The 21,703-nt window shown below is 70.2% G+C and carries 20 protein-coding genes; 8 read left to right on the top strand and 12 right to left on the bottom strand.

Going from position 1 to position 21,703, the window contains the following annotated elements:
- Positions 1–145: 145 nt before the first annotated feature.
- Entirely contained in the window at positions 146–1,054 is a 909-nt protein-coding gene (sigJ, locus tag IE325_RS09105) for an RNA polymerase sigma factor SigJ (RefSeq protein WP_190069266.1), read from the top strand.
- A gap of 27 nt (positions 1,055–1,081) precedes the next feature.
- Here the strand turns inward: sigJ and IE325_RS09100 are convergent, their stop codons facing one another.
- The 5 genes from IE325_RS09100 to IE325_RS09080 all read right to left on the bottom strand — a co-directional run bounded on the left by IE325_RS09100 (position 1,082) and on the right by IE325_RS09080 (position 8,923).
- Positions 1,082–4,321 carry a S8 family peptidase gene (locus IE325_RS09100; RefSeq protein WP_190069787.1) on the bottom strand — a complete coding sequence of 1,080 codons (3,240 nt, stop codon included), beginning with the start codon at positions 4,319–4,321 and terminating at the stop codon, positions 1,082–1,084.
- 241 nt (positions 4,322–4,562) lie between these two features.
- Entirely contained in the window at positions 4,563–5,246 is a 684-nt protein-coding gene (locus tag IE325_RS09095; RefSeq protein WP_190069265.1) for an ABC transporter ATP-binding protein, read from the bottom strand.
- A gap of 234 nt (positions 5,247–5,480) precedes the next feature.
- Positions 5,481–6,944, bottom strand: a complete 1,464-nt coding sequence (locus IE325_RS09090; RefSeq protein ID WP_190069264.1) for an ABC transporter permease — start codon at positions 6,942–6,944, stop codon at positions 5,481–5,483.
- A 135-nt stretch (positions 6,945–7,079) separates the two neighbouring features.
- Positions 7,080–8,321, bottom strand: a complete 1,242-nt coding sequence (locus tag IE325_RS09085; protein ID WP_229911730.1) for a L,D-transpeptidase — start codon at positions 8,319–8,321, stop codon at positions 7,080–7,082.
- 248 nt (positions 8,322–8,569) lie between these two features.
- Positions 8,570–8,923: a hypothetical protein gene (locus tag IE325_RS09080; RefSeq protein ID WP_190069262.1), complete on the bottom strand. Its 354-nt coding sequence runs from the start codon at positions 8,921–8,923 to the stop codon at positions 8,570–8,572.
- A 109-nt stretch (positions 8,924–9,032) separates the two neighbouring features.
- Here IE325_RS09080 and IE325_RS09075 point away from each other — a divergent pair, with 109 nt between their 5' ends.
- Together IE325_RS09075 and IE325_RS09070 are read left to right on the top strand one after the other, a co-directional pair.
- Entirely contained in the window at positions 9,033–9,374 is a 342-nt protein-coding gene (locus IE325_RS09075) for a hypothetical protein (RefSeq protein ID WP_190069261.1), read from the top strand.
- A gap of 42 nt (positions 9,375–9,416) precedes the next feature.
- Positions 9,417–10,178: a hypothetical protein gene (locus tag IE325_RS09070; protein ID WP_190069260.1), complete on the top strand. Its 762-nt coding sequence runs from the start codon at positions 9,417–9,419 to the stop codon at positions 10,176–10,178.
- Positions 10,179–10,223: 45 nt separating this feature from the next.
- Here IE325_RS09070 and hutH read toward each other — a convergent pair whose 3' ends face one another.
- From hutH to IE325_RS09055, 3 genes are all read right to left on the bottom strand, one after another.
- Positions 10,224–11,762: a histidine ammonia-lyase gene (gene hutH, locus IE325_RS09065; RefSeq protein ID WP_190069786.1), complete on the bottom strand. Its 1,539-nt coding sequence runs from the start codon at positions 11,760–11,762 to the stop codon at positions 10,224–10,226.
- Between the two features lie 85 nt (positions 11,763–11,847).
- On the bottom strand, positions 11,848–12,993 hold the full coding sequence (locus IE325_RS09060) for a GGDEF domain-containing protein (protein WP_190069259.1): 1,146 nt from the start codon (positions 12,991–12,993) through the stop codon (positions 11,848–11,850).
- Between the two features lie 89 nt (positions 12,994–13,082).
- Entirely contained in the window at positions 13,083–13,883 is an 801-nt protein-coding gene (locus IE325_RS09055; RefSeq protein ID WP_190069258.1) for an enoyl-CoA hydratase/isomerase family protein, read from the bottom strand.
- A 222-nt stretch (positions 13,884–14,105) separates the two neighbouring features.
- On the opposite strand from IE325_RS09055, the gene IE325_RS09050 reads away from it, so the two are divergent.
- Positions 14,106–14,738 (top strand): hypothetical protein, encoded by a 633-nt coding sequence (locus tag IE325_RS09050; RefSeq protein ID WP_229911729.1) that lies wholly within the window; start codon positions 14,106–14,108, stop codon positions 14,736–14,738.
- A 9-nt stretch (positions 14,739–14,747) separates the two neighbouring features.
- Here IE325_RS09050 and IE325_RS09045 read toward each other — a convergent pair whose 3' ends face one another.
- Together IE325_RS09045 and IE325_RS09040 are read right to left on the bottom strand one after the other, a co-directional pair.
- Positions 14,748–15,878 carry an adenylate/guanylate cyclase domain-containing protein gene (locus tag IE325_RS09045; protein WP_190069257.1) on the bottom strand — a complete coding sequence of 377 codons (1,131 nt, stop codon included), beginning with the start codon at positions 15,876–15,878 and terminating at the stop codon, positions 14,748–14,750.
- Positions 15,879–15,991: 113 nt separating this feature from the next.
- On the bottom strand, positions 15,992–16,852 hold the full coding sequence (locus IE325_RS09040) for a biotin--[acetyl-CoA-carboxylase] ligase (RefSeq protein ID WP_190069256.1): 861 nt from the start codon (positions 16,850–16,852) through the stop codon (positions 15,992–15,994).
- Positions 16,853–16,963: 111 nt separating this feature from the next.
- Here IE325_RS09040 and IE325_RS09035 point away from each other — a divergent pair, with 111 nt between their 5' ends.
- Complete coding sequence (locus tag IE325_RS09035) at positions 16,964–18,568, top strand: acyl-CoA carboxylase subunit beta (RefSeq protein ID WP_190069255.1); 1,605 nt, start codon at positions 16,964–16,966, stop codon at positions 18,566–18,568.
- A 9-nt stretch (positions 18,569–18,577) separates the two neighbouring features.
- Positions 18,578–18,787 carry an acyl-CoA carboxylase epsilon subunit gene (locus tag IE325_RS09030; RefSeq protein ID WP_190069254.1) on the top strand — a complete coding sequence of 70 codons (210 nt, stop codon included), beginning with the start codon at positions 18,578–18,580 and terminating at the stop codon, positions 18,785–18,787.
- Here IE325_RS09030 and IE325_RS09025 read toward each other — a convergent pair whose 3' ends face one another.
- A complete protein-coding gene (locus IE325_RS09025; RefSeq protein ID WP_190069253.1) occupies positions 18,788–19,921 on the bottom strand; it encodes an SGNH/GDSL hydrolase family protein in 1,134 nt (377 codons plus the stop codon).
- 123 nt (positions 19,922–20,044) lie between these two features.
- On the opposite strand from IE325_RS09025, the gene mmpB reads away from it, so the two are divergent.
- Positions 20,045–20,173: a morphogenic membrane protein MmpB gene (mmpB, locus tag IE325_RS46630; RefSeq protein WP_268256339.1), complete on the top strand. Its 129-nt coding sequence runs from the start codon at positions 20,045–20,047 to the stop codon at positions 20,171–20,173.
- A 31-nt stretch (positions 20,174–20,204) separates the two neighbouring features.
- Positions 20,205–20,825, top strand: coding sequence for a Maf family protein (locus IE325_RS09020; protein WP_190069252.1), 621 nt, complete (start codon positions 20,205–20,207; stop codon positions 20,823–20,825).
- Here the strand turns inward: IE325_RS09020 and IE325_RS09015 are convergent.
- A complete protein-coding gene (locus IE325_RS09015) occupies positions 20,794–21,270 on the bottom strand; it encodes a hypothetical protein (protein ID WP_190069251.1) in 477 nt (158 codons plus the stop codon). The genes IE325_RS09020 and IE325_RS09015 overlap by 32 nt on opposite strands.
- Positions 21,271–21,703: the final 433 nt, after the last annotated feature.

Here is a 21,703-nt window from a genome sequence, read left to right as displayed (position 1 = left end):
GCCGGTTCACTCCTAGGCCGTCCGTCTCACCGGTACGACGACACGGGCGGCGGGAATGTGAGGTACGGCCCGGACCTCACATTCCGGTGGGCCGGACCGTCGAAGTGGTGAGGGGGCCGACGCGATCGAGGGAGTCAGGCGCACCATGACCGATCAAGAGCTGGGCGAGATCATCAGCGAGCGGCGTCAGCTGATCAACGTCGCGTACCGGCTGCTGGGCTCCCTGGCCGACGCGGAGGACGTCGTGCAGGAGACGTACGCCCGCTGGTACGCCATGTCGCCGCAGGCACAGGAGGCCATCGAGAACCCCGGCGGCTGGCTGACCAGGGTCGCGAGCCGGATCTGCCTCGACCTGCTGCGCTCGGCCCGGGTCCGGCGGGAGCGGTACGTCGGCGAGTGGATCCCGGAGCCGCTGCCCGACCGTGCGGAGTGGCTCGACGGCGGCGGGGACACCGCCCCGGCGGATCCGGCGGACCGGGTCACCCTCGACGAGTCGGTCAACATGGCCTTCCTCGTCGTACTGGAGTCGATGACCCCGGCCGAGCGCGTGGCGTTCATCCTGCACGACGTCTTCCGCTACTCCTTCGCCGAGGTCGCCGAGGTCGTCGGCCGCACCCCGGCGGCCTGCCGTCAGCTGGCCTCGTCGGCCCGCCGCCGTATCCGCGCCCAGGAGGCCCCCGCGGCGACTCCGGCGGCCCGGCGCGCCGATGTGGTGCGGGACTTCAAGGAGGCCTGGGAGACCAAGGACGTCGACGCCCTGGTCCGGCTCCTCGACCCCGACGCCACGGCGGTCGGCGACGGCGGCGGCCTGGTGAGCGCCGCCCCGCACCCGGTCTCGGGCGGCGAGCGCATCGCCCGCTATTTCGTCGACCTGGCCGAGCGGGGTCCGGCCGTGACGATCCTCCAGCGCACGGTCAACGCCCAGCCGGGCCTGGTGGTGCGGCAGGACGGTGTGACGGTGACGGTGGTGGCGTTCGAGGTCGTCGGCGACCGCATCCGGCATGTGTGGGCGGTGCGCAACCCGGAGAAGCTGCGGCCCTGGACGACGGGCTGACGCCCAGGGCCTCGAAGCACTCCGCGGCTACTTGCCGTAGTACGCGTTGTAGATCGAGATCGTCGCCTTGTTGCCCTTCTTGTCGGCGACCTTGGCGTGGAAGGAGATCCCCTTCCCCTCGGCCGGGTTCTTGACGGTGACCTTGCCGTCCCGGACGTCGAGCTTCTTCCAGGTCCGGCCGTAGTCGTACGAGGCGTACACGTGCAGCGACCTGAGATTCGCGCCCGCGGCCGGGCCTACGACGGTGACCGGGAAGGTGACCTTCCTGCCGGCCTCGGCGCGGCTGTCGAGGCCGGTCGTGGCGCCGAAGCGGACCGTGGAGGCCGGGAGCCCGACCTGGTCGGCGGTGGACTTCTTGGAGCGGAAGGTCCAGCTCGCGTCGATCCGGGTGGAGGCGGCGGCCACCTTGACGCTCCGCTTGACCGAGGTGGTCAGCCGGTACTCGGCGTCGGCGGCCGGGACCCGAAACGCCTTCTCGCCGAACAGCGGGTCTTCGTTGGTGGCGAGTCTGGTGCCGTTGCGATAGAGGCTGGTGCTCACCGCGGTGAACTCCGACGAGCCGGCGTGCCTGCCGCCGTCCGCGAACAGCGGCAGCAGGCCATAGATGTCATTGCCCTCGCGGAACAGCCCGAAGTCGCGGTTGATGTCCGGGCCGAACACGGCCGTGTTGTACGTCTTCGAGTAGCTCCGGCCCGCCTTGAAGGTCTGCGGCGCGCCCATCGAGTAGAAGGCGTCGATGGCCGGGAGGCCGTCCTCGCCGACGGCGCCGTACTGCTCGAAGTCGAACGTCCACTTGATGTTGTCGGACGTCGACAGATACAGCGTCCGCGTGCCCGGCAGCTTCTGCACGACGGGCGTCCCGAGCGCGACGTCGTCCTCGAAGAAGCCCTGCGACAGCAGCCCACCGGACTTGCCGGAGGACGAGGCCCCCAGACGGTTCGTCACCTTGGCGAGCTCGCCCGCCTTGAAGTGCCGGACCTTGTGGCCCTGGATCTTCCTGACCTTGGCCGTGGTCGCGACGTCGTACTCGGCGTCGGCCCCCTTGGTCCACTGCGCGTTCCAGCTCTGGGTCAGACCGCTCGGGACCTCCGGGCCGAGGTGCGCCATGCGCAGATTGGCGTAGGAGTCGGCGCTGATCCCGAAGCCGATGTCCGCCGGGGCGTAGTAGTAGTTGCCGGCGGCGACGAACGGCTTGGCGCGCGCGTCCGGCACGGTGATGTCGGCCGACTTCGCCGTGCGGGCGTCGATCGTCACGGTGGTGTCCTTGGTGACGTTCAGCTTCGGCTGGATCAGCCAGTCGAGGCCGCCCTCGAGGTGCACCCAGTCCTTGGCGATCTGGGCGTCCAGCAGATACGAGCCCTTCGGCAGCCGCATCTTCGTGACACCGGACGCGTCAGGCTCGGCCGTCTGGATCCGGCCCTGCGCCAGACCCGCGAAGCCGTACAGGTTGGTGTGGTACTCGGGGGCCGGCCCGCCGTCCCGCCCGATGTGCTTGACGGTGACGTCGTACGACTCGATCTCACGCTGCACCGCGGCGCCCGTACGGACGCTCTGCCCACCGCCCGTGGCGGTCACATACGCGGAGTAGGCGCCGTCGACCGTGCCGCCCAGCCTGGTGTCGACGGAGAGGGCGACCGACGCCTCGCCGCCCGCCGGGACCGTCACCTTCGTCGCCCCGAGCTTGAAGAAGCCCGCGGGGGCCGCCTGGCCCTTGGGGTCGGTGGCGGTCGCGGCGAGCTGGAGCGTGACGTCCTTCGTGCCGAGGTTGCGGTACGTCAGCTGCCTGGTGACCGGCTTGTCGTCGGTGTGGGGCCAGGCCTGCGTGCCGAAGCTCACCGACACCGGTTCGGCGATCACGGTCTGCTTGATGGCCCTGTCGACCTGGATACGGCCCGAACCCTGCTGGAACGGCGTGTACTTGCCGCCCTTGGCGGACCCGGTGAGCACACCCTTGAGCTCGGTGTACGTCCAGTCCGGGTGCCGCTGCTTGAGGATCGCCGCCGCGCCCGCGACATGCGGGGTCGCCATCGACGTGCCCTCGATGGTCACATAGCCAGGCGGTTTCTCACCGACCTCCTGCTCGATGAGGCTGCCCTTGGCGGAGGCGGCCGTGATGTCGACACCCGGCGCGGTCACATCCGGCTTGATCGCACCGTCACCGGCCCGCGGACCGGTGCTGGAGAAGGACGCCAGCGCGTCCTTGTCGTCGACGGCACCGATGGTGAGCGCGGCCTCGGCGGAACCGGGCGAACTGATCGCCTCCGGCCCGGAGTTACCGGCGGCGATCGCGAAGAGGACCCCCTTCTCGGCGGAGAGCTTGTTGACCGCCGCCTCCATCGGATCGATCTCGGGCGAGTCCGGCCCGCCGAGGCTGAGGTTGATGACATCGGCGCCCTGCTCGGCCGCCCACTCCATGCCGGCCACGATGGCGGAGTCGTCGCCGAAGCCGTCGTCGTCGAGGACCTTGCCGTTGAGGATCTCGGCGCCGGGCGCGACACCCTTGTACTTCCCTGCCGACCTGGCACCGGTCCCTGCCGCGATGGACGCCACATGTGTGCCATGGCCGACCTTGTCCTCGGCCGTGGGGGCGGGGCTGAAGTTCTTGGCGGCGATCACCTGGTCCTTGAGGTCCGGGTGGGTCGCGTCGACGCCGGTGTCCAGGACGGCGATCCTGACGCCCTTGCCGTCGTATCCGGCGGCCCAGGCCTTGGGGGCGCCGATCTGCGGCACGGACTTGTCGAGGCTGGCCTTGCGGACGCCGTCGAGCCAGACGTGCGCTATGCCGGAGGCCGCCTTGTCGCCGTTGGTGAGCGCGTCCCACAGCTCGGCGGTGTCCTGGTGCGTGGTCTGTACGGCGTCCGCGTTCAGGGACTTCAGGCTGAGCCGGAGCCTGCCCGCGTCCCGGACATCGGACTTGGCTCCGGCGGCGGCGCCCTGGTAGCCGACGATGACCTTCGGACCCTTGGCCTGGGAGGCGCGGGTGGCGGACCTGCCGAGCTCGGTGATGTCGAACAGACGCCGGTCGAGCTTGCCGGTACCGATCAGCCGGGCGGCATCCACCGGGATCACCAGGGTGTGCCCGCCGGTCCTGCGTATCTGAACGGGTATGTGCTCGCGCCCCTTCGCCCGCTCCAGCCCCACCACCCGGCCCTTGGAGTCGACGGCGACCCGGTCACCCGTGATCAGGGTGATGCGGTGGGGGGAGGTGAGGGAGGCAGCGGGACCGGACGGACGCTGCTCGGATCGGGCCGACGCCGGGCTGGTCATACCCGTGGCGAGGGCGACGGCGGCCGCCGTGGCGACAGAGGCCGCGCACACTCTCTTGAATTTTCCGCGCAAGATTCCCCCTTGCAGACGTCCGGGGAAGATCCCGAACGCATGCGCGTCGCCCCCCGGAATACGCAGTATGCCGAGGGGCGATCAGACGCCTCAATAGACGGGAGGAAGCGGAGAAGCACGCCTGCCGACTGTTACGCGACGGCGTGAACTCCGTTACGCAGTCGCGCGGTTACGCTCCCGCATTCTCCTTGACACTGATGCGGCCCTTGCGGATGGTCGCGACCCGCGGGGCCTTTTTCGCGATCGCCGAGTCGTGGGTGACCATGATGAAGGTCAGCCCGAGCTCCTTCCACATGCGTTCGAGTACGTCCATGATCTCGTCGCGCATCGACTCGTCGAGGTTCCCGGTGGGTTCGTCGGCGAGCAGCACCTTGGGCTGCTTGACGAGTGCGCGGGCGATGGCGACGCGCTGCTGCTGTCCTCCGGACATCTCGGAGGGCAGGTGTGTGAGGCGTTCGCCGAGGCCGACGGAGTTCAGCGCGTCGGCTGCCCGCTCGCGCCGTTCCTTCGCCTTGATGCCGAGCGGGACGAGGGCCGTCTCGACGTTCTCCTGGGCCGTGAGGGTGGGGATGAGATTGAAGGCCTGGAACACAAACCCGATGCTCTCGCTCCGCACCCTGGTGAGCCGCGCCTCGGGAAGCTTGGCCAAGTCGGTACCGTCGAGCACGACTTCACCTGCGGTGGGCCGGTCGAGTCCACCGAGCATCTGGAGGAGGGTGGACTTGCCACCGCCGGTGGGGCCCTGAATGACGAGCCGGTCGCCGTCGGCGATGGTGAGGTCGACGCCGTCGAGGGCGTTGATGGATTCCTTGCCTCGGGTGTAGCGCTTGGTGACGTTTCTGAGTTCGTACATGGTGGCTCCTGGGAGGGTTCGGGGGTGGTGCGAGTTGTTTTCCGAGTGCGGGTGAGTGGGGGCTGGTCGCGCCCACGCGGCGGAGCCGCATATCGATACAGCCCCGCGCCCCTGGGGGGTTGCAGTCACGCCTACCTAGCTGCGGGCAGTCGTGCCGCTGGGGCAGCACGGGTGGGCGCAGCGGCAGCCCGCCAGCGCGGGTGAGCGACACCCCCCAGCCACAGCCCACGTCGGCTATTCCACGCGCCGCAGCGCATCCGCAGGCCGCAGTCGTGACGCACGCCAGCCGCCGAACGCCCCCGCGATCAGCCCACCCGTCACGGCCAGCCCGACCGCCAGCGCAACGGTCGTAAGACTCACCGGCGCAGTCAGGGCGACTTCCAGCGTCGTGGATGCCGTCTGCCGCATAGGACCGCCACCACCCGGACCACCCCCCATACCGCCCCCGCCGCCGCCCCCGGCACCCCCACCCAACTGGGCCTGCAGCGTCGGACTGATCGCCGTCACCACATAGGCGCCCGCGAGCCCGACCCCGATCCCCAGCACCCCACCGAGCAGCCCGTTCACGATCGCCTCGCCGACCACCTGCCGGGTCACCCGCCCCGACTTCCACCCCAGCGCCTTCAGCGTCCCGAACTCCCGCACCCGCCGCGACACGGCGGACGAGGTGAGCAGACCGGCCACCAGGAACGCCGCCACGAGCACCGCGATCGACAGCCACTTGCCGACACTCGTCGCCAGCGAGGACGCCGTGGACAGCGACCCCGACACCGTGTCAGCGAGATCGGCCGAGGTCGTCACCGTCGTACCGGAGATGTTGTCCTGGATCGAGGACTTGACCGCACCGATCTGCTGCGAATCCGTCGCCTTGACATAGATCGTCGTGACCTTGTCCTTCGCGTCGGCCAGCGTCTGCGCCTGCTTCAGCGGGATGTAGAGGTTGGCGGCGGCGTCCCCGCTGTCGGGGGTGGCGATGCCGATGACCTCGAACTTGGTGCCCTTGACCGTGACGGTCGAACCGACCTTGAGCTTCTTCTCCTTGGCGTACGAGGTGTCGGCGACGACGACCTTGGCGTTGGTCTCCGTCGACTTGAACGTACGGCCGCTGGTGATCTTCGAGGAGGTCAGCGGGCCGAGCGCCGGCTTGGTGACGTCCGCGCCGTACACGGAGTAGTTGTTGACGTCGAAGTCGGCGCCACCGCCCTGCACTTCGCCCTGCGGCGCCTGCTGCCCGGGCTCTCCGCCCTGCTGCCCCTGCTGCCCTTGCTGCCCTTGCTGGAACTCACCCCGCGTGAACTGTCCGCTGACCTTGATGACCTGGAGGGACAGCCCGCCGACCGCGTCGGAGACACCGTCCTGTGCGCCGACCTTGGTGACGGTCGAGGCGGACAGCGTCTGGAAGCCCTGGACCATGACCCGGTCGCTGGACTGTTCGTCGTCGGAGCCGTCGGCCTGCGCGTCGAATCGGAAGCGCGGGCGCTCCGAGGAGCTCGCCGCCGGCTCGGCGGCCTTGGTGACGGTCATGTCCGTGCCCAGGCCGTACAGCGACTGAAGGACCTTGTCCTGGGCCTGGCTCATGCCGGAGGACACGGAGTTGACCACGATGACCAGCGCGATGCCCAGCGCGAGTCCGGAGGCGACGACGAGGGCCGCCTTTCTGCGGCGGCGCAGCTCGCGCCTCAGGTAGGTGAAGAACATGCGCCGCAAGCTAGGGACGGCGCGTGATGACTGGATAAGGCCGGGATAAGAGGGGGATGAGAAGGCTGGGAACCACCCCGGAAACACCGATGCCGCCCCTGAGTATCAGGAGCGGCATCGGTCGGAAGACAGGCGTCAGACGGCCGAACCGGCCTTCCACTGCGCCCAGTCCATGTTCCAGCCGTTGAGGCCGTTGTCCGGCGCGATCGTCTTGTCACCGGTGTTCTGGACGACCACGACGTCACCGACGATGGAGTTGTTGTAGAACCAGTAGCCCGCGGTGCCCTTGTCCTTGGCGCCCTTGGTGTCGGACAGGCCCACACAGCCGTGGCTGGTGTTCACGCTGCCGAAGATGGACTTGGCGCCCCAGTAGTTGCCGTGGATGAAGGTGCCGGAGGTCGACAGCCGGATGGCGTGCGGCACGTCCTTGATGTCGTACTCGCCCTTGCCGTCGTCGTCGGTGAAGCCCACGGTCGCGCCGTTCATGCGCGTCTCCGTGAACTTCTCGGACATGACCATGGTGCCTTCGTAGGTCTTGTTGTCCGGGGAACCGGCGGAGATCGGGATGGTCTTGACGGTCTTGCCGTCCTGCGTGACCTTCATCTGCTTGGTCTTCGCGTCGACGTACGACACCTGGTTGCGGCCGATCTTGAAGGTGACCGTCTTCTCCTGGACGCCGGTGACACCGTCGGAGCCCTCGACGCCGTCCAGGGCCATCTTCATGGTGACGGTCGAGCCCTCCTTCCAGTACTCGTCGGGCCGGCAGTCCATGCGGGTGTCGTTGAACCAGTGGCAGACCACTTCCTGGCCGCTGGTGCTGGAGACGGTGATGCCCTTCTGGACGGCCGCCTTGTTGCTGATCGCCTTGTCGAAGTTGATCGAGACCGGCATGCCGACGCCGACGGTGGAGCCGTCCTCCGGCGTGAAGTAGCCGAGGAAGCTGTTCTTCGGGGAGACGGTGGTGAAGGTGCCGTTCTCGTGGGCCTCCAGGCCCTTGGAGTCCTTCGCGGTGACGGCGACCTTGTAGGTCGTGGAGCGCTCCAGCTGGGCGTTGGGCTTCCAGCTGGTCTTGTCGGCGGATATCGCGCCCTCGACCGCGGCGCCGTCGGCGGTCGTCATCGTCACCTCGGTGAGCGAGCCCTTGCTCACGGTGACGGCGGAGCTGTTGATGGAGGCGTTGTCGGAGCCGTCCTCGGGCGTGATCTTGATCTGGGCCTCGGAGGTCTTCTTGGCTGCCGCCTCGTCGACCTTGGCCTGCGAGGTGTCGCCGTCGCTCGCGGAGGCGTCGTCGCCGCCGGAGCAGGCCGAGAGCACCAGGACACCGCCGAGCAGTGCGGACGCGACCGTCAGGCCCTTGCGCCGCCTACTGTTCGTCATCACTCGCTTCTCCATCTTTCCCGAATCCCCAAAACGCCCGAGAGTCCCCGTCAAGAATCTTCAACGCTACGACCGGTTCGTCCCGTTCCACATCCCTAGGAGGTGTGGGGCACACCACGTCCGATGGGACGAGTGGTGCTGGTGGTACCGGTGGTGCTGATGGCACGGATGTCGGTCAGTGCGCGTCATGAGACGACGAAACCCCGGGCGGCGGTTGCCGCCCGGGGTCACGAATTCCCCAAGACGCCTCAGCCGGCCCGTACGGCCCCCTCGCCGTCGAAGTCCTCCTCACCATCATCCTCGCCGAGGTCCCAGTCCGGCGAATCCGGGTCGTACTCGATGCGCTCGCTGGACCAGGAGGCCTGGGCGAGTTCGACCCCGGGCACATCGCTGACCAGGTCGAACGGATCGACGAGATAGGCGAGGGCCTCCGCAGTGTCTTCCGTCACAGCACTCTCGGCGTGGACTCGTTCATCGACCGGCACGGTGGTGTCCTCGGCGATACGCCGCAGCGCGGCCCCGGTGACGGCGTCCGCGTCGTCCACTTCGAGAACGAGTTCCACGCGAAGCCGCACAAAACGTGATGTTTCTTCAGTACTCATGCCCGGAGAGTACGGCGCATTTCTCCCGTGACTTTCCCGTGACCCGCGACTTTCACTAACATCGCCCCACACGGCCAATTCGCCAGCACCACAAGGGGATCGATATTCCGTGTCCGCCGCTCACCGATCGTCGTCCACCGCACGCCGATCGCTGCTGACCGCCACCGCCGCGGGGGCCCTGTTGGGCGCCCTGTGGTTCGTCCCCTCCGCGAACGCGACGGGCGGCGACGAGCCGGGCGGAACGACGCCCTCGGCGACCCCGTCGACGCAGGTCACCCAGCAGGCGCGGGCCGCGGCCGACGATACGGGCAGCGGCACCGCGGCCGACACCCGGCTCGCCGACACGGGAAGCTTCGACACCACGCCGTACATCATCGGCGGGACCACCTTCCTCGCGCTGGGCGCGGGCTTCGTGACCTATGCGGTCCGCCGGGAACGTCTCGGTTTTTGATATCACTTGACGTCCTCTTCACCGGGGCTTCATAGTCCGCGCATGAAGAGATCATCGGGCGTGCGTGTAGCCGCCACGGTTGTTGTGAGCGCGCTGACGTGCGTCCTTGTCACGGGTTGCGGCGGGGACTCCGCCGGTTCCGACGCGAAGGCGCTCAGCGCCGCGGAGTTGAAGAAGAAGATCATCGCCGAGGGCGATGTCGACGGGCACGAGGTCTCGGCGACCGGGACCAAGCAACTCCCGTCCGCCAAGAGCGAGATCAACGGCGACGAGAAGTGCAAGCCGCTCGTCTACGTCGTCAGCGGCCTCGCCCCGGGCGACGCGGCCACCGAGGCCAGGACGTCGGCCACGGAGGAGAAGAAGCCCACCGACGCCGCCTCCAAGTCCCTGGAGGACATGTCCGAGGGCGACATCGAGGACGCGCTCAATGAGTCGATGAGCAGGAACGTCACGGTCGTGGGCCTGTCGTCCTACGACGGCGACGGCGCGGAAGCGGCCGTCAAGTCCGTCTCCGAGGCGATCGAGAACTGCGCCGGCGGCTTCAGCGCGGGCCAGAAGAGCGACCAGGCGAAGTTCACCGAGGTCGTCTCCGAGAAGGGCTCGGGCACCGGCGACGAGTCGGTGGCGTTCGCCCTGACGTCGGACCTGGAGGACGGCGCCACCGGCAAGGTGCACGCCGAGGTCGTCCGTAAGGGCAACACGGTGGCGACGTACTACACGATGAACCTGGGCGCCCTGATGACCGGCAAGGACTACACGGTCCCGACCGCGGTCATCGAGGCACAGTCGGCCAAGCTGAAGTAGTAGCGGCGAGGGCCCTGCCGTCCGTACGGCAGGGCCCTCCGCCCGTCACTGCAACGGCCCGGTGACCTTCTCGGCCGCCGCGACCAACTCCCCGCCGCGCACGAACGCGTCGGCCGCGGCGAGGTCCGGCGCCAGGAACCGGTCGGGCCCCGCACCCCGGACACCGGCACCCCGTACGGCGTCGATGACGGCCTGCGAGGCGGGCGCCGGGGCGAGCCCCTCCCTGAGCTCTATGGCGCGCGTGGCGGCGTACAGCTCGACGGCGAGAACCCGGGTGAGGTTGTCGACGGCGGTACGCAGCTTGCGGGCGGCGGACCAGCCCATCGAGACGTGGTCCTCCTGCATGGCCGAGGAGGGGATGGAGTCGGCCGAGGCGGGCACGGCGAGCCGCTTCAGCTCGCTCACCAGGGCGGCCTGCGTGTACTGGGCGATCATCAGCCCCGAGTCGACGCCGGGGTCGTCGGCGAGGAACGGCGGCAGCCCATGGCTGCGGTTCTTGTCCAGCAGCCGGTCGGTGCGGCGTTCGGCGATGGAGGCGAGGTCGGCGACGGCGATGGCGAGGAAGTCGAGGACGTAGGCGACGGGCGCCCCGTGGAAGTTGCCGTTGGACTCCACACGCCCGTCAGGCAGCACAACAGGGTTGTCGACGGCGGAGGCCAGCTCCCGCTCCGCCACGACCCGGGCATGCGCCATGGTGTCCCGCCCGGCCCCGGCGACCTGCGGAGCACACCGCACGGAGTACGCGTCCTGCACACGCGGCGCGTCGTCCTGGTGATGCCCGGTCAGCCCCGAACCCTTCAGCACGGCCAGCATGTTGGCGGCGGAGGCGCCCTGCCCGGGGTGCGGCCGGATGGCGTGCAGCTCGGGCGCGAGCACCTTGTCGGTGCCGAGCAGCGCCTCGAGGCTGAGGGCGGCGGTGACGTCGGCGGCCTTGTACAGGCCGTCCAGATCGGCGAGGGCCATGACCAGCATGCCGAGCATGCCGTCGGTGCCGTTGAGGAGGGCGAGCCCCTCCTTCTCCCGCAGCTCGACCGGCGCGATGCCGTGCTCGGCGAGCAGTTCCCCGGCGGGCCGCACGACCCCGTCCGGTCCTTCCGCGTCCCCCTCGCCCATCAGCGCGAGCGCGCAGTGCGAGAGCGGAGCGAGGTCCCCGGAGCACCCGAGAGAGCCGTACTCGTGCACGACGGGCGTGATCCCCGCGTTGAGCACATCGGCCATGGTCTGAGCGACCTCGGGCCGCACGCCCGTGTGCCCCGAGCAGACGGTCTTCAGCCGCAGGAACATCAGAGCCCGTACGACTTCCCGCTCCACCCGCGGCCCCATGCCGGCGGCGTGCGAGCGAACGATGTTGCGCTGCAACTGAGCCCGCAGCTCCTGACTGATGTGCCGGCTCGCCAGCGCACCGAACCCCGTGGACACGCCATAGACAGGATCAGGCTTGGCAGCCAGCGCATCCACGATCCCCCGAGCGGCGGCGAGCGCCGCGACAGCCTCGGCAGACAGCTCGACCCGGGCCCCACCCCGCGCCACAGCAAGAACGTCGGACGCGGTGACCCCGGACGTCCCCACCACCACAGTGTGCATATCCATATTCAGGAGCGTACGCAGTGAAGACGAAGATGTCACTAGTGGATGACCGGTACACCCCTTACAGCGCGAGTGGGTGCCGTCACGTCGGCCGCCCCCGGAACCGTCGCCGCTCCGCCACCCCCTCCCCGAAGGGCTCGTCGGCGAGGCGCACCACAGGGTCGTCCGGCCCTTCCCGGCCCGCCACGACAGGCCGGTCGGCCCGCATGGCCTTCGCCCGGTACTGGGCCGCGTCCGCGAGCCGGAACAACCGCCGGGCGGAGCGCACGGCCCCGATCGGGTCCCCGGTGGACGCGACCCCGCACGCCACCCCCTCCCCCAGCTCCAACTCCCCCGCCCGACGGCACAGTTCATCCGCCGCCTTCACCACATCGTCGGCAGCGGACCCCACCACCAGCAGACAGAACTCGTCCCCGCCCAGCCGAGCCGAGAGCGCCCCCGGCAGCATCGCCCCGCACAACGACAGCACCGACCCGAACCGCTCCAGCAGCCGGTCGCCGACGGCATGCCCCCGGGTGTCGTTGACCCGCTTGAGCCCATTGAGGTCACACACCACGAGACTGACGACGACCCCGTCCCGCCGATGCCGCTCGATCGCCTCCTCAAGACGCACATCGACGGCCCGCCGATTCGCCAGCCCGGTCAGCGCATCGGTGAACGCCAGCCGCCGGGCCTCCTCAAGCCGCTCGCTCTGCGCCAGCCCCGCGGCCACGACGGAGGCCAGCACGGTCGCGAAGTCGGCGTCCCCCCGGTCGAAGACCGGCGCCCCCGCGGCCCGCGCGACATACAGCTCCCCCCACGCCCGCCCGTTCAGCACGACCGGCGCGACGACACAGCACCCCCGCCCACGGCGCCGTAGCGCGGCCACCCGCTGATGGATGTACCCGGGATGCCCCGCGGCCGGCCCCTCGGCGGTCTCCACCCAGGCATTGGGCTCACCCCCGGCCACCCACCGCTCATGCAGAAACTCGGTGATCTCCGGAAACTGATGCACCGGATACGCCTCGTCCCCAGGAAACTCCTCCTCACCCCGGGTCCGCTCCCCCACATTCACCAGCACCCGCAACCGCCCGAGCTCCCGCTCCCACACCGACAGCGCGGCAAAACTCCCGGCGAGCGCCCGACACGCCCCCAGCGCCGCCGCCCGCCAGGACTCACGAGGGGTGTGCGCCGCCGCCATCCCCTGCGCCAGCGCCACCACGGCCGCGAGCCGTCCGTCCTCACCCATCACTCCAGGTTAGGGAGTTTCATCCCGATTTGGGACGTTGTCGTGGCGAACGGGGAGGTCACCGGCCCGCAGCGAGAGCCGGACAGCCCTCACTCCCCCGGCCACTCCGGCTTCCGCCGCTCATTGAACGCCGCCACACCCTCCGCCCGGTCCCCGGAGAACGCCGTGGCCCGCCAGGCCGCGTCCTCGACCTCCAGCCCGGCCCGCAGCTCCAGCCCCTGCCCCAGCCGCAACGCCCTCTTCGCGTTGCGCAGCCCCACCGGCGAGTTCGCGGCGATCCGGGCCCCCAGGGCCAGCGCCTCCTCCCGGTCCCGGCCCGCCTCCACCAGCTCGTCCACCAGCCCCAGCTCCCGCGCCTCGACGGCCTCGACCCGGCGCGCCGAGAAGATCAGCTCGGCCGCCCTGGCCGCCCCCACCCGCCGGGGCAGCAGCTGCGTACCCCCACCGCCCGGGATCACCCCGACCGACACCTCCGGCAGCCCCACCACGGCCGTACGGTCGGCCACGATCACATCGCACGACAGCGCCAGCTCGAAGCCACCGCCCAGCGCGAAGCCGTGCACCGCCGCGATCGTCGGCACCGGCAGCTCCAGTACGCCCGTGTAGGCCCCCCGCGCCACCGGCCGCTGCCGCAGCAGATCCGCGTCGCTGAAGGAGTTCCGCTCCTTCAGATCCGCCCCGACGCAGAACGCCCGCTCATGCGTAGAGGTCAGCACCACCACGCGTACGTCACGGTCCGCACCCAGTGCCGCACACGCCCCCGCGATGGAACGGGCCATCTCCGTCGACACGGCGTTCATGGCCTTGGGCCGGTCGAGGACGAGCTCCGCGACATGCCCTTCGCCCTGCCGCCGCACCAGCACGAACTCCCCGTACCGCTCCTCGCTCATGACACCCTCCGGCTCCGGTTAACGCGGGTTAACAACTCTCGCCCCGATCATCGCAGCCGGACCCCACCGGGAAAAGGCCCACCACGACCGGTTCCCGGGACCGGCCCCGACACCCCGTTCGAGTGACATCCCGCCCAACCCCGCCCCCACCGCCCACGGCCGCGCATAACGTGCCCGAGACCACTGCGCGTTGGGGGCGCGCATGTATGGGGAGGGGTCGCGATGGGGGTCAGGGCGGACGGGCCGAGGGCACGGGGTTCGGCATGGGAGGACTCGGCTACGGAGCCGTCGGCGCCCGACGCCCCCACGACCCGCCTCTTCGGCGCACGCGGCCGCCACCGCAGGCCCCGCCCGCGCAAGGTCGTCCTCGCGGCGGGCGGCCTGGCCCTGGCGGCCGGCGCGCTGAGCCTGGTCCGTCAGACGACGGACCCTACGGTCACCGGCCTCGCCGCACCGGAGTCCGATCCCACGCCGGACCTGGGAGCGGAAACGGAGGCGGACCGCTCGACGAACGCCGCCGCCACCGTCCCGACGACCGCCCCGAGGCCGGACCCGTCGGCGACCTCCGCCATGGGCGGCCTGGGCACGACACCGACATCGGGCACGATCGTCGTACCGACCAGGCACACCACGGCCACACCGCGACCCGGCACCCCGGTTCCCCCGACGACCGCACCCCAGAAGCACACCCCCGCGCCCCACCCACCGGCGACAACACCCCAGGCACCGCAGCAGACACCGCCACCGGGCCGGACGACGAGCCCGCCCAGCCCCCGGCCGACCCAGCCGGACGACGACCCCGTCTGCATCCCGGTCATCGGCCTGTGCGTGGACTCTGTGACCGCCGACGACTGACGAGCCGGGTCACTCGCCCGCGGCGGACGTCCTCCGCGTCAACAGCCAAGGCTCCACAACCCCAAGGCCTCGCACCGGCCGCTGCCACATCGGCTGCAACGCGAACCGGTACTCCGGCGGCTCCTCCCCCTCCTTCTCCGCCGCGGCCGCGGCATCCGCCGCCTCCGCCTCCGACGCCGGTGCCTCGCCGGTGCGGATGAGTTCCTCCGCGAACGCGCTGTCGACGAGGACGGCGTCACGCGGGGCTATCGACGTCAGCCGGGAGGCGAGGTTCACGGTCGTACCGAACACATCGCCCATACGAGTGGTCACCGTGCCGAACGCGATGCCGACACGCAGTTCGGGCATCGTCTCGTCGCCCGCCATCGTCTCGATGAGCCGGAGCGCGATCTCCGCGGCGACCCCGGCGTCGTCGGCCGCGTACAGCACCTCGTCGCCGAGGGTCTTGATCAGCCGTCCGCCGCGCGCGGCCACGAGGTCGGCGGCCGTGGTCTCGAAGGCCTCGACGAGTTCGCCGAGTTCCTCCTCCTCCATCCGACGCGTCAGCCGTGTGAAACCGACGAGGTCGGCGAAGCCGACGGCCAGCCTCCGGTCGACCATCTCCTCGTCGTCGGCGGCCTGGATGACCCGGCCCGCCGAGGCGGCGAGCTGGCGGCGCCAGACGTAGACGAGGAACTCCTCCAGCTCGGGCAGGAGCAGCTCGATGATCGGGTACGTGACCTCGGTGCGCGTCATGCCGGGCTCGGGGGGCTCGGTCAGGCCCTCCAGGAAGGAGTCGATCTGCCACTCGGCGAGCCGGGCCGTGGTCTGCCCGGTGGACCGCGCCACCTGTACGGCCATGGCCTCGCTCAGCAGGCCCGCCTCGACGAGACCGGCGAGGCGCCGCAGCGCCAGTACGTCGGCCTCGGTCAGCGCCTTGGCCTGCCCGATGTCGGCGAAGCCCATGGCCCGCCAGAAGCGGGACGCCAGTTCCATGGAGACCCCGGCGCTGCGGGCCGCCTGAAACGGGGTGTAGCGCCGCTCGGCGCCGAGGATGAGCTGTTCCAGACGCAGGGCGAGGGGATCCTCGGCGGGGTCGGCGGCGTGGGGGTCCACCCGGCCGTCCGCGCCCGTGCCGGAGCCCGAATCGTCGACGGTCACGCCTGCTGCCCTTCCGATCTGCCGCGGTCAGTAATCGACCGGCCTTCACTTTACGGCAGGTGTGAGCCAGCGCACTCCGTAAGAGAAGGCCCTGCCCGGCCTGGATCTGGGCCTCATGCCGACCGGAGGTGCACGATGTCTCCCGCCCCCACCGGTTCCTGTACGCCCTCCTCCGTCGCCAGCACCAGCCGTCCGTCCCCGTCGATGGCGACCGCCTCCCCGGTGAGCGCCCGGTCGCCCGGGAGTTCGGCCCGCACCCTCTTCCCCAACGTCGCACACCCCGCCGCATACGTCTCCTGGAGCCCGCTGACCAACGGATCCCCCGCCGCGGCCCGCCACCGCCCGTACCACTCCTCCAGTGACCGCAGCATCCCCCGCAGCAGCGGATCCCGGTCCGTGCTCACCGCGCCGGCCAGCGCCAGCGAGGCGGCCTGGGGCACCGGGAGCTCGTCCGTGCGCAGGCTGACGTTGATGCCGACGCCGATGACCACTCCGGCCTCCCCGGCCCGCTCGGCCAGGATGCCGCCGGTCTTGCGTTCCTCGCCGCCGATGGTCACCAGCACGTCGTTCGGCCACTTGAGTGCCGTGTCGACACCGGCCGCCCGCGAGAGGCCTGTCGCGACGGCGACGCCGGTGAGCAGCGGGAGCCATCCCCAGCGGGGCACGGGCACCTCGGCCGGGTTCAGCAGCACGGAGAAGAACAGTCCGGAGCGGGCCGGTGCCGTCCAGTCACGGTCCAGACGTCCGCGGCCGGCCGTCTGCTCCTCGGCGACCAGGACGGTGCCCTCGGCCGCCTTGCCCGTGGTGGCCAGGTCCACTAGGTCGGTGTTGGTGGAGCCGGTGCGCTGCACGACCTCCACCTCCCGCCACAGCCCGCCCTCCCGGACGAGCCCGCGCCGCAGCGCGGCGGCGTTGAGCGGCGGGCGGTCCAGATCGGACCAGCGGCTGTCGTCTGATGCATCTCGCGGCGTCATGCAAGCCACCCTAGGTGTGTGAAACGCCGCACTGCTGTTTCGTAGGGCCACCACTACTCTACGGATGAGTAACCGTCCCCCCTTTTGAGCAGGCAGGGAGCCGCGATCCCGATGTCCGAGTCGGAAGAGATCGACATCCACACCACCGCGGGCAAGCTCGCGGACCTCCAGCGCCGCATTGACGAAGCGACGCACGCCGGCTCCGCACGCGCCGTCGAAAAGCAGCACGCCAAAGGCAAGTTGACGGCCCGTGAGCGGGTCGACCTGCTCCTGGACGAGGGTTCCTTCGTCGAGCTCGACGAGTTCGCCCGGCACCGCTCCACCAACTTCGGCCTCGACAAGAACCGCCCCTACGGCGACGGTGTCGTCACCGGATACGGCACGGTCGACGGCCGCCCCGTCGCCGTCTTCTCCCAGGACTTCACGGTCTTCGGCGGTGCGCTGGGCGAGGTCTACGGCCAGAAGATCGTCAAGGTGATGGACTTCGCGCTGAAGACCGGCTGCCCGGTCATCGGCATCAACGACTCCGGCGGCGCCCGTATCCAGGAGGGCGTGGCCTCGCTGGGCGCGTACGGCGAGATCTTCCGCCGCAACACGCACGCGTCCGGGGTCATCCCGCAGATCAGCCTGGTCGTCGGGCCCTGCGCGGGCGGCGCGGTCTACTCCCCCGCCATCACCGACTTCACGGTCATGGTCGACCAGACCTCGCACATGTTCATCACAGGGCCCGACGTCATCAAGACGGTCACCGGCGAGGACGTCGGCTTCGAGGAGCTGGGCGGCGCCCGCACCCACAACTCCGCCTCCGGTGTGGCCCATCACATGGCCGGGGACGAGAAGGACGCCATCGAGTACGTCAAGCAGCTGCTGTCGTACCTGCCGTCCAACAACCTCTCCGAGCCCCCGGCGTTCCCGGAGGAGGCGGACCTCGAGGTCAGCGACGAGGACCGCGAGCTGGACACGATCGTGCCGGACAGCGCGAACCAGCCGTACGACATGCACACGGTGATCGAGCATGTCCTGGACGACGCCGAGTTCTTCGAGACGCAGCCGCTGTTCGCGCCGAACATCCTCACCGGCTTCGGCCGGGTCGAGGGCCGCCCGGTCGGCATCGTCGCCAACCAGCCGATGCAGTTCGCCGGCTGCCTCGACATCGCCGCCAGCGAGAAGGCCGCGCGCTTCGTGCGGACCTGCGACGCCTTCAACGTCCCGGTGATCACCTTCGTGGACGTCCCCGGCTTCCTCCCGGGCGTCGACCAGGAGCACGACGGCATCATCCGCCGCGGCGCCAAGCTGATCTACGCCTACGCCGAGGCGACGGTCCCGCTCATCACGGTGATCACCCGCAAGGCCTTCGGCGGCGCCTACGACGTCATGGGCTCCAAGCACCTCGGCGCCGACATCAACCTCGCCTGGCCCACCGCCCAGATCGCCGTCATGGGCGCCCAGGGCGCGGTCAACATCCTGCACCGCCGCACCCTCGCCGAGGCGGAGGCGAACGGCGAGAACGCCGAAGAAGCAGCGGCGGTGCGCGCCCGTCTGATCCAGGAGTACGAGGACACCCTCCTCAACCCCTACATCGCGGCCGAGCGCGGCTACATCGACGCGGTGGTCATGCCGTCCGAGACCCGCCGCCATGTCGTACGGGGCCTGCGTCAGCTGCGCACCAAGCGGGAATCCCTGCCTCCGAAGAAGCACGGCAACATCCCCCTGTAAGGAGCCGCGGTGAACATCAAAGTCATACGGGGCAACCCCACCCCGGAGGAGCTGGCCGCCGCACTGGCGGTGGTCCGCGCCCGCGCCGCGGCGGCGGCCTCCACCCCGCCCGGCGCGCCCCACCCCCGCGACTCCTGGGCGGACCCGTCCCGCATCGCGGGCCAACGGCTGCCGCAGCCGGGGGCAACGTCATGGGCCCGCACCTACTGGCCCGGATAGTCAGAGGAGCGCCGCCACGACTTCGGCCATCACCTCGTACCCGGCATCGTTCGGGTGCAGGTGATCGCCGAAGTCGTACGACGGGCGCAGACGGTCGGGGTCCGCGGGGTCGGCCAGGGCCCTGCCCAGGTCCGCCACCGCGTCGTACTCCCCCGAGCACCGGATCCACTCGTTCAGCTCGTGCGCGACCTTGGCCGCCCGCTCACCCCAGTGGTCCGACCCTCCGAACGGCAGCAGCGTGCAGCCGATCACCCGTAGTCCCGCCGCCCTCCCCTGCCGTATCAACTCCCGGTGCCCGGCGATGAGTTCCTCCGCCTCCACCACCGGCGCCGGTTTGTAGGTCGGCTGCTCGTCGGTCTCGCTGAAGCCGATGTCGTTCACCCCCAGGGACACGACGAGCGTGTCCACGCCGGGCCGGTCGAGGACGTCCCGGCGCAACCGGCGGACGCCCCCGTCCCCGTACCACGCGGAGTCGTTGAGCAGCAGATTCCCGCCGATCCCCGCATTGAGGACCGGCCGCCCCGTGCGCTCGGCGAGCGCATCCGACCACCGCCGGTCCGTCCCCACCGTCGACCCGAACCCGTCCGTGATCGAGTCACCGAAGAGCACGACGCCGTCCGCGCGCCCGGCGTCGACCTCGACCGCCGACAGGAAGTACCAGGACTCGGTGGTGGCGGCGTCGAAGCCCGCACCGCCCGCCTCCGCCGACAGGTCGCCCTCGCCCCGGTAGCTGGTCGTGAAGGCCTGGGCGTGAAAGGTCGCGGGCCCGGTGACGGCGTCGAAGTACAGGGTGACGGCGACCGACTCCCCGGCGACGACGGCGAGTCGGACGTCATCGCTGACGACCTCGCCGCCCGCCGGCATCTCGGCCTCTTCCGAGCCCCCGAAGGTGAGCCGCGCCAGTGACTCAGGCACCACACCGGCCTCTCCGCCCGCGCGCCCCACGCTCGCGCCCGCGACCCGCACCGGCGATCTGCCGTACGCGTTGGAGAGCCGCACCCGCACCCGGCCGCCGCCCGCCGACAGCCGGACGACCTGCCGCAGCGACTGGCGCCAGAAGCCCTCGCGGGACCAGTTGGGCGTGAAGCCCTCGCTGGGCTGCTGGGGCGACGCGATCCAGGAAGCAGTGAACATGACCCACCCCTCAAACGGGACTAGAGTCCCTTTAGCTGTTAATGGAACCGTAGCACCGTTTGAAAGGAAGTTGAGTATGCGTACTCAGGCGCCGCCCCGTCCCCCCGACCGACGATGGAAGGCATGCTGTGGTCCGACCCCGAGAACGAGCCGCCCAAGGAACTGCGCGACACGCAGGAGATGTTGCGGCGGCTGAGCGTTCTCATGGCGGTGGCCATGGTGCTGACGATGATCGTGCTCGGGCTGAGGTGAGACGGGGCGGGTGCGCCGTTACGCTGACCGCATGACTGATCAGCTCCGCCGCCGGCTCGTGCTCGCCTCCAAGTCCCCCGCCAGGCTCAATCTGCTGCGCCAGGCCGGTCTGACCCCCGAAGTCATCGTGAGCGGCGTCGACGAGGACGCCGTCAGCGCGCCCACCCCCGCCGAGCTGGCCCTGGCCCTGGCCGAGGCGAAGGCCTCCGTCGTGGCGGCGAAGCCCGAGGTCAAGGGCGCGATCGTGATCGGCTGCGACTCGGTCCTCGACCTGGACGGCGAGGCCCTGGGCAAGCCGGCCGACGCCGAGGAGGCCACGGCCCGCTGGAAGTCGATGCGGGGACGCGCGGGCACACTCCAGACCGGCCACTGCGTCTACGACACGGTCAGCGGCCGGTACGCCTCCGCCACGGCCTCCACGGTCGTCCGCTTCGGCGAGCCCACCGACGACGAGATCGCCGCGTACGTCGCCTCCGGCGAACCCCTCTACGTCGCCGGGGCGTTCACCCTGGACGGCCGCTCGGCCCCGTTCATCGACGGCATCGACGGCGACCACGGCAATGTGATCGGCATCAGCCTGCCGCTGGTGCGCCGGCTGCTGGCCCAACTGGGCATCGGCATCACGGAGTTGTGGGCGCCGGCGGAGGGGTGATCGCGGAACCGCCGTCGCCGCCCGGGGTGGCGTCGACGGGCTCCTCGGGGGCGGCCGGGGCGTCGTAGGTCATCAGCAGCAGCACTATCAGGGCGAGCACGACGACCATGAACAGGAACGCCGTCCAGCCCACCAGGCCCCAGACGAGCGCGCCCAGCAGCCCGTGCACCACGGCCGCGCTGATCAGCAGGATGCGCCCGAGCCCGGCCGGGGCACGGTTGCGTATGGCCACCAGCAGGGCGACCAGGCCGCAGAGCGCGAAGTAGGCGCCGAAGACCAGGCCGCCGATCTTCGAGGACATCGACATCATGTCCGGGTCCAGGCCCGCCAAGGACATGTCCTGACGGTCGACCACGATCCCGAGGAACCAGTTCAGCGCCGCGATGCCGAACGCCTCGACGAAGAGCACGACCGCCACGATCCACGCCACCGGTCTGCGCACCACCGGCCCCCACCCACTTTCGACTGCCGCCCGAGCCTTGCGCCCGTTACCCCAAGTACGTTCGAGACATCGTGAACGCTACTAACGGGTAAACCCCGGGACAAGGGTTCGGGAGATGGCAAAGATGCATTGGGCCATTCGTAGGGATTCCACAAAGAAACCGAGTGGCCCGCAGCACGTGATGACAGAGACCTTGACCACAGGGGCGAGCTAGGGTTTTCCGGGAGAGACCTGCGTACCGTGGCGCGACAAGGGATTTCGCGGGTTCGGCGAGCCTGGCATCACGCTCCGTGTGGGCAAGCTCACCACTGGGGACGGGTCGAAGTGTCGTGTCGGCAGTCCCTAAACTCGGCTTGTTTCAAGGAGGGAGCCTCAATCGTGCGCAAGGTGCTCATCGCCAACCGTGGCGAAATCGCTGTCCGCGTGGCCCGGGCCT

This window comes from Streptomyces lanatus, from assembly GCF_014655715.1.
In the GTDB taxonomy this organism is placed as follows: domain Bacteria; phylum Actinomycetota; class Actinomycetes; order Streptomycetales; family Streptomycetaceae; genus Streptomyces; species Streptomyces lanatus.
Note: the sequence above shows the minus strand (reverse complement) of the source record. Positions and strands in the feature narration are given on the sequence as shown.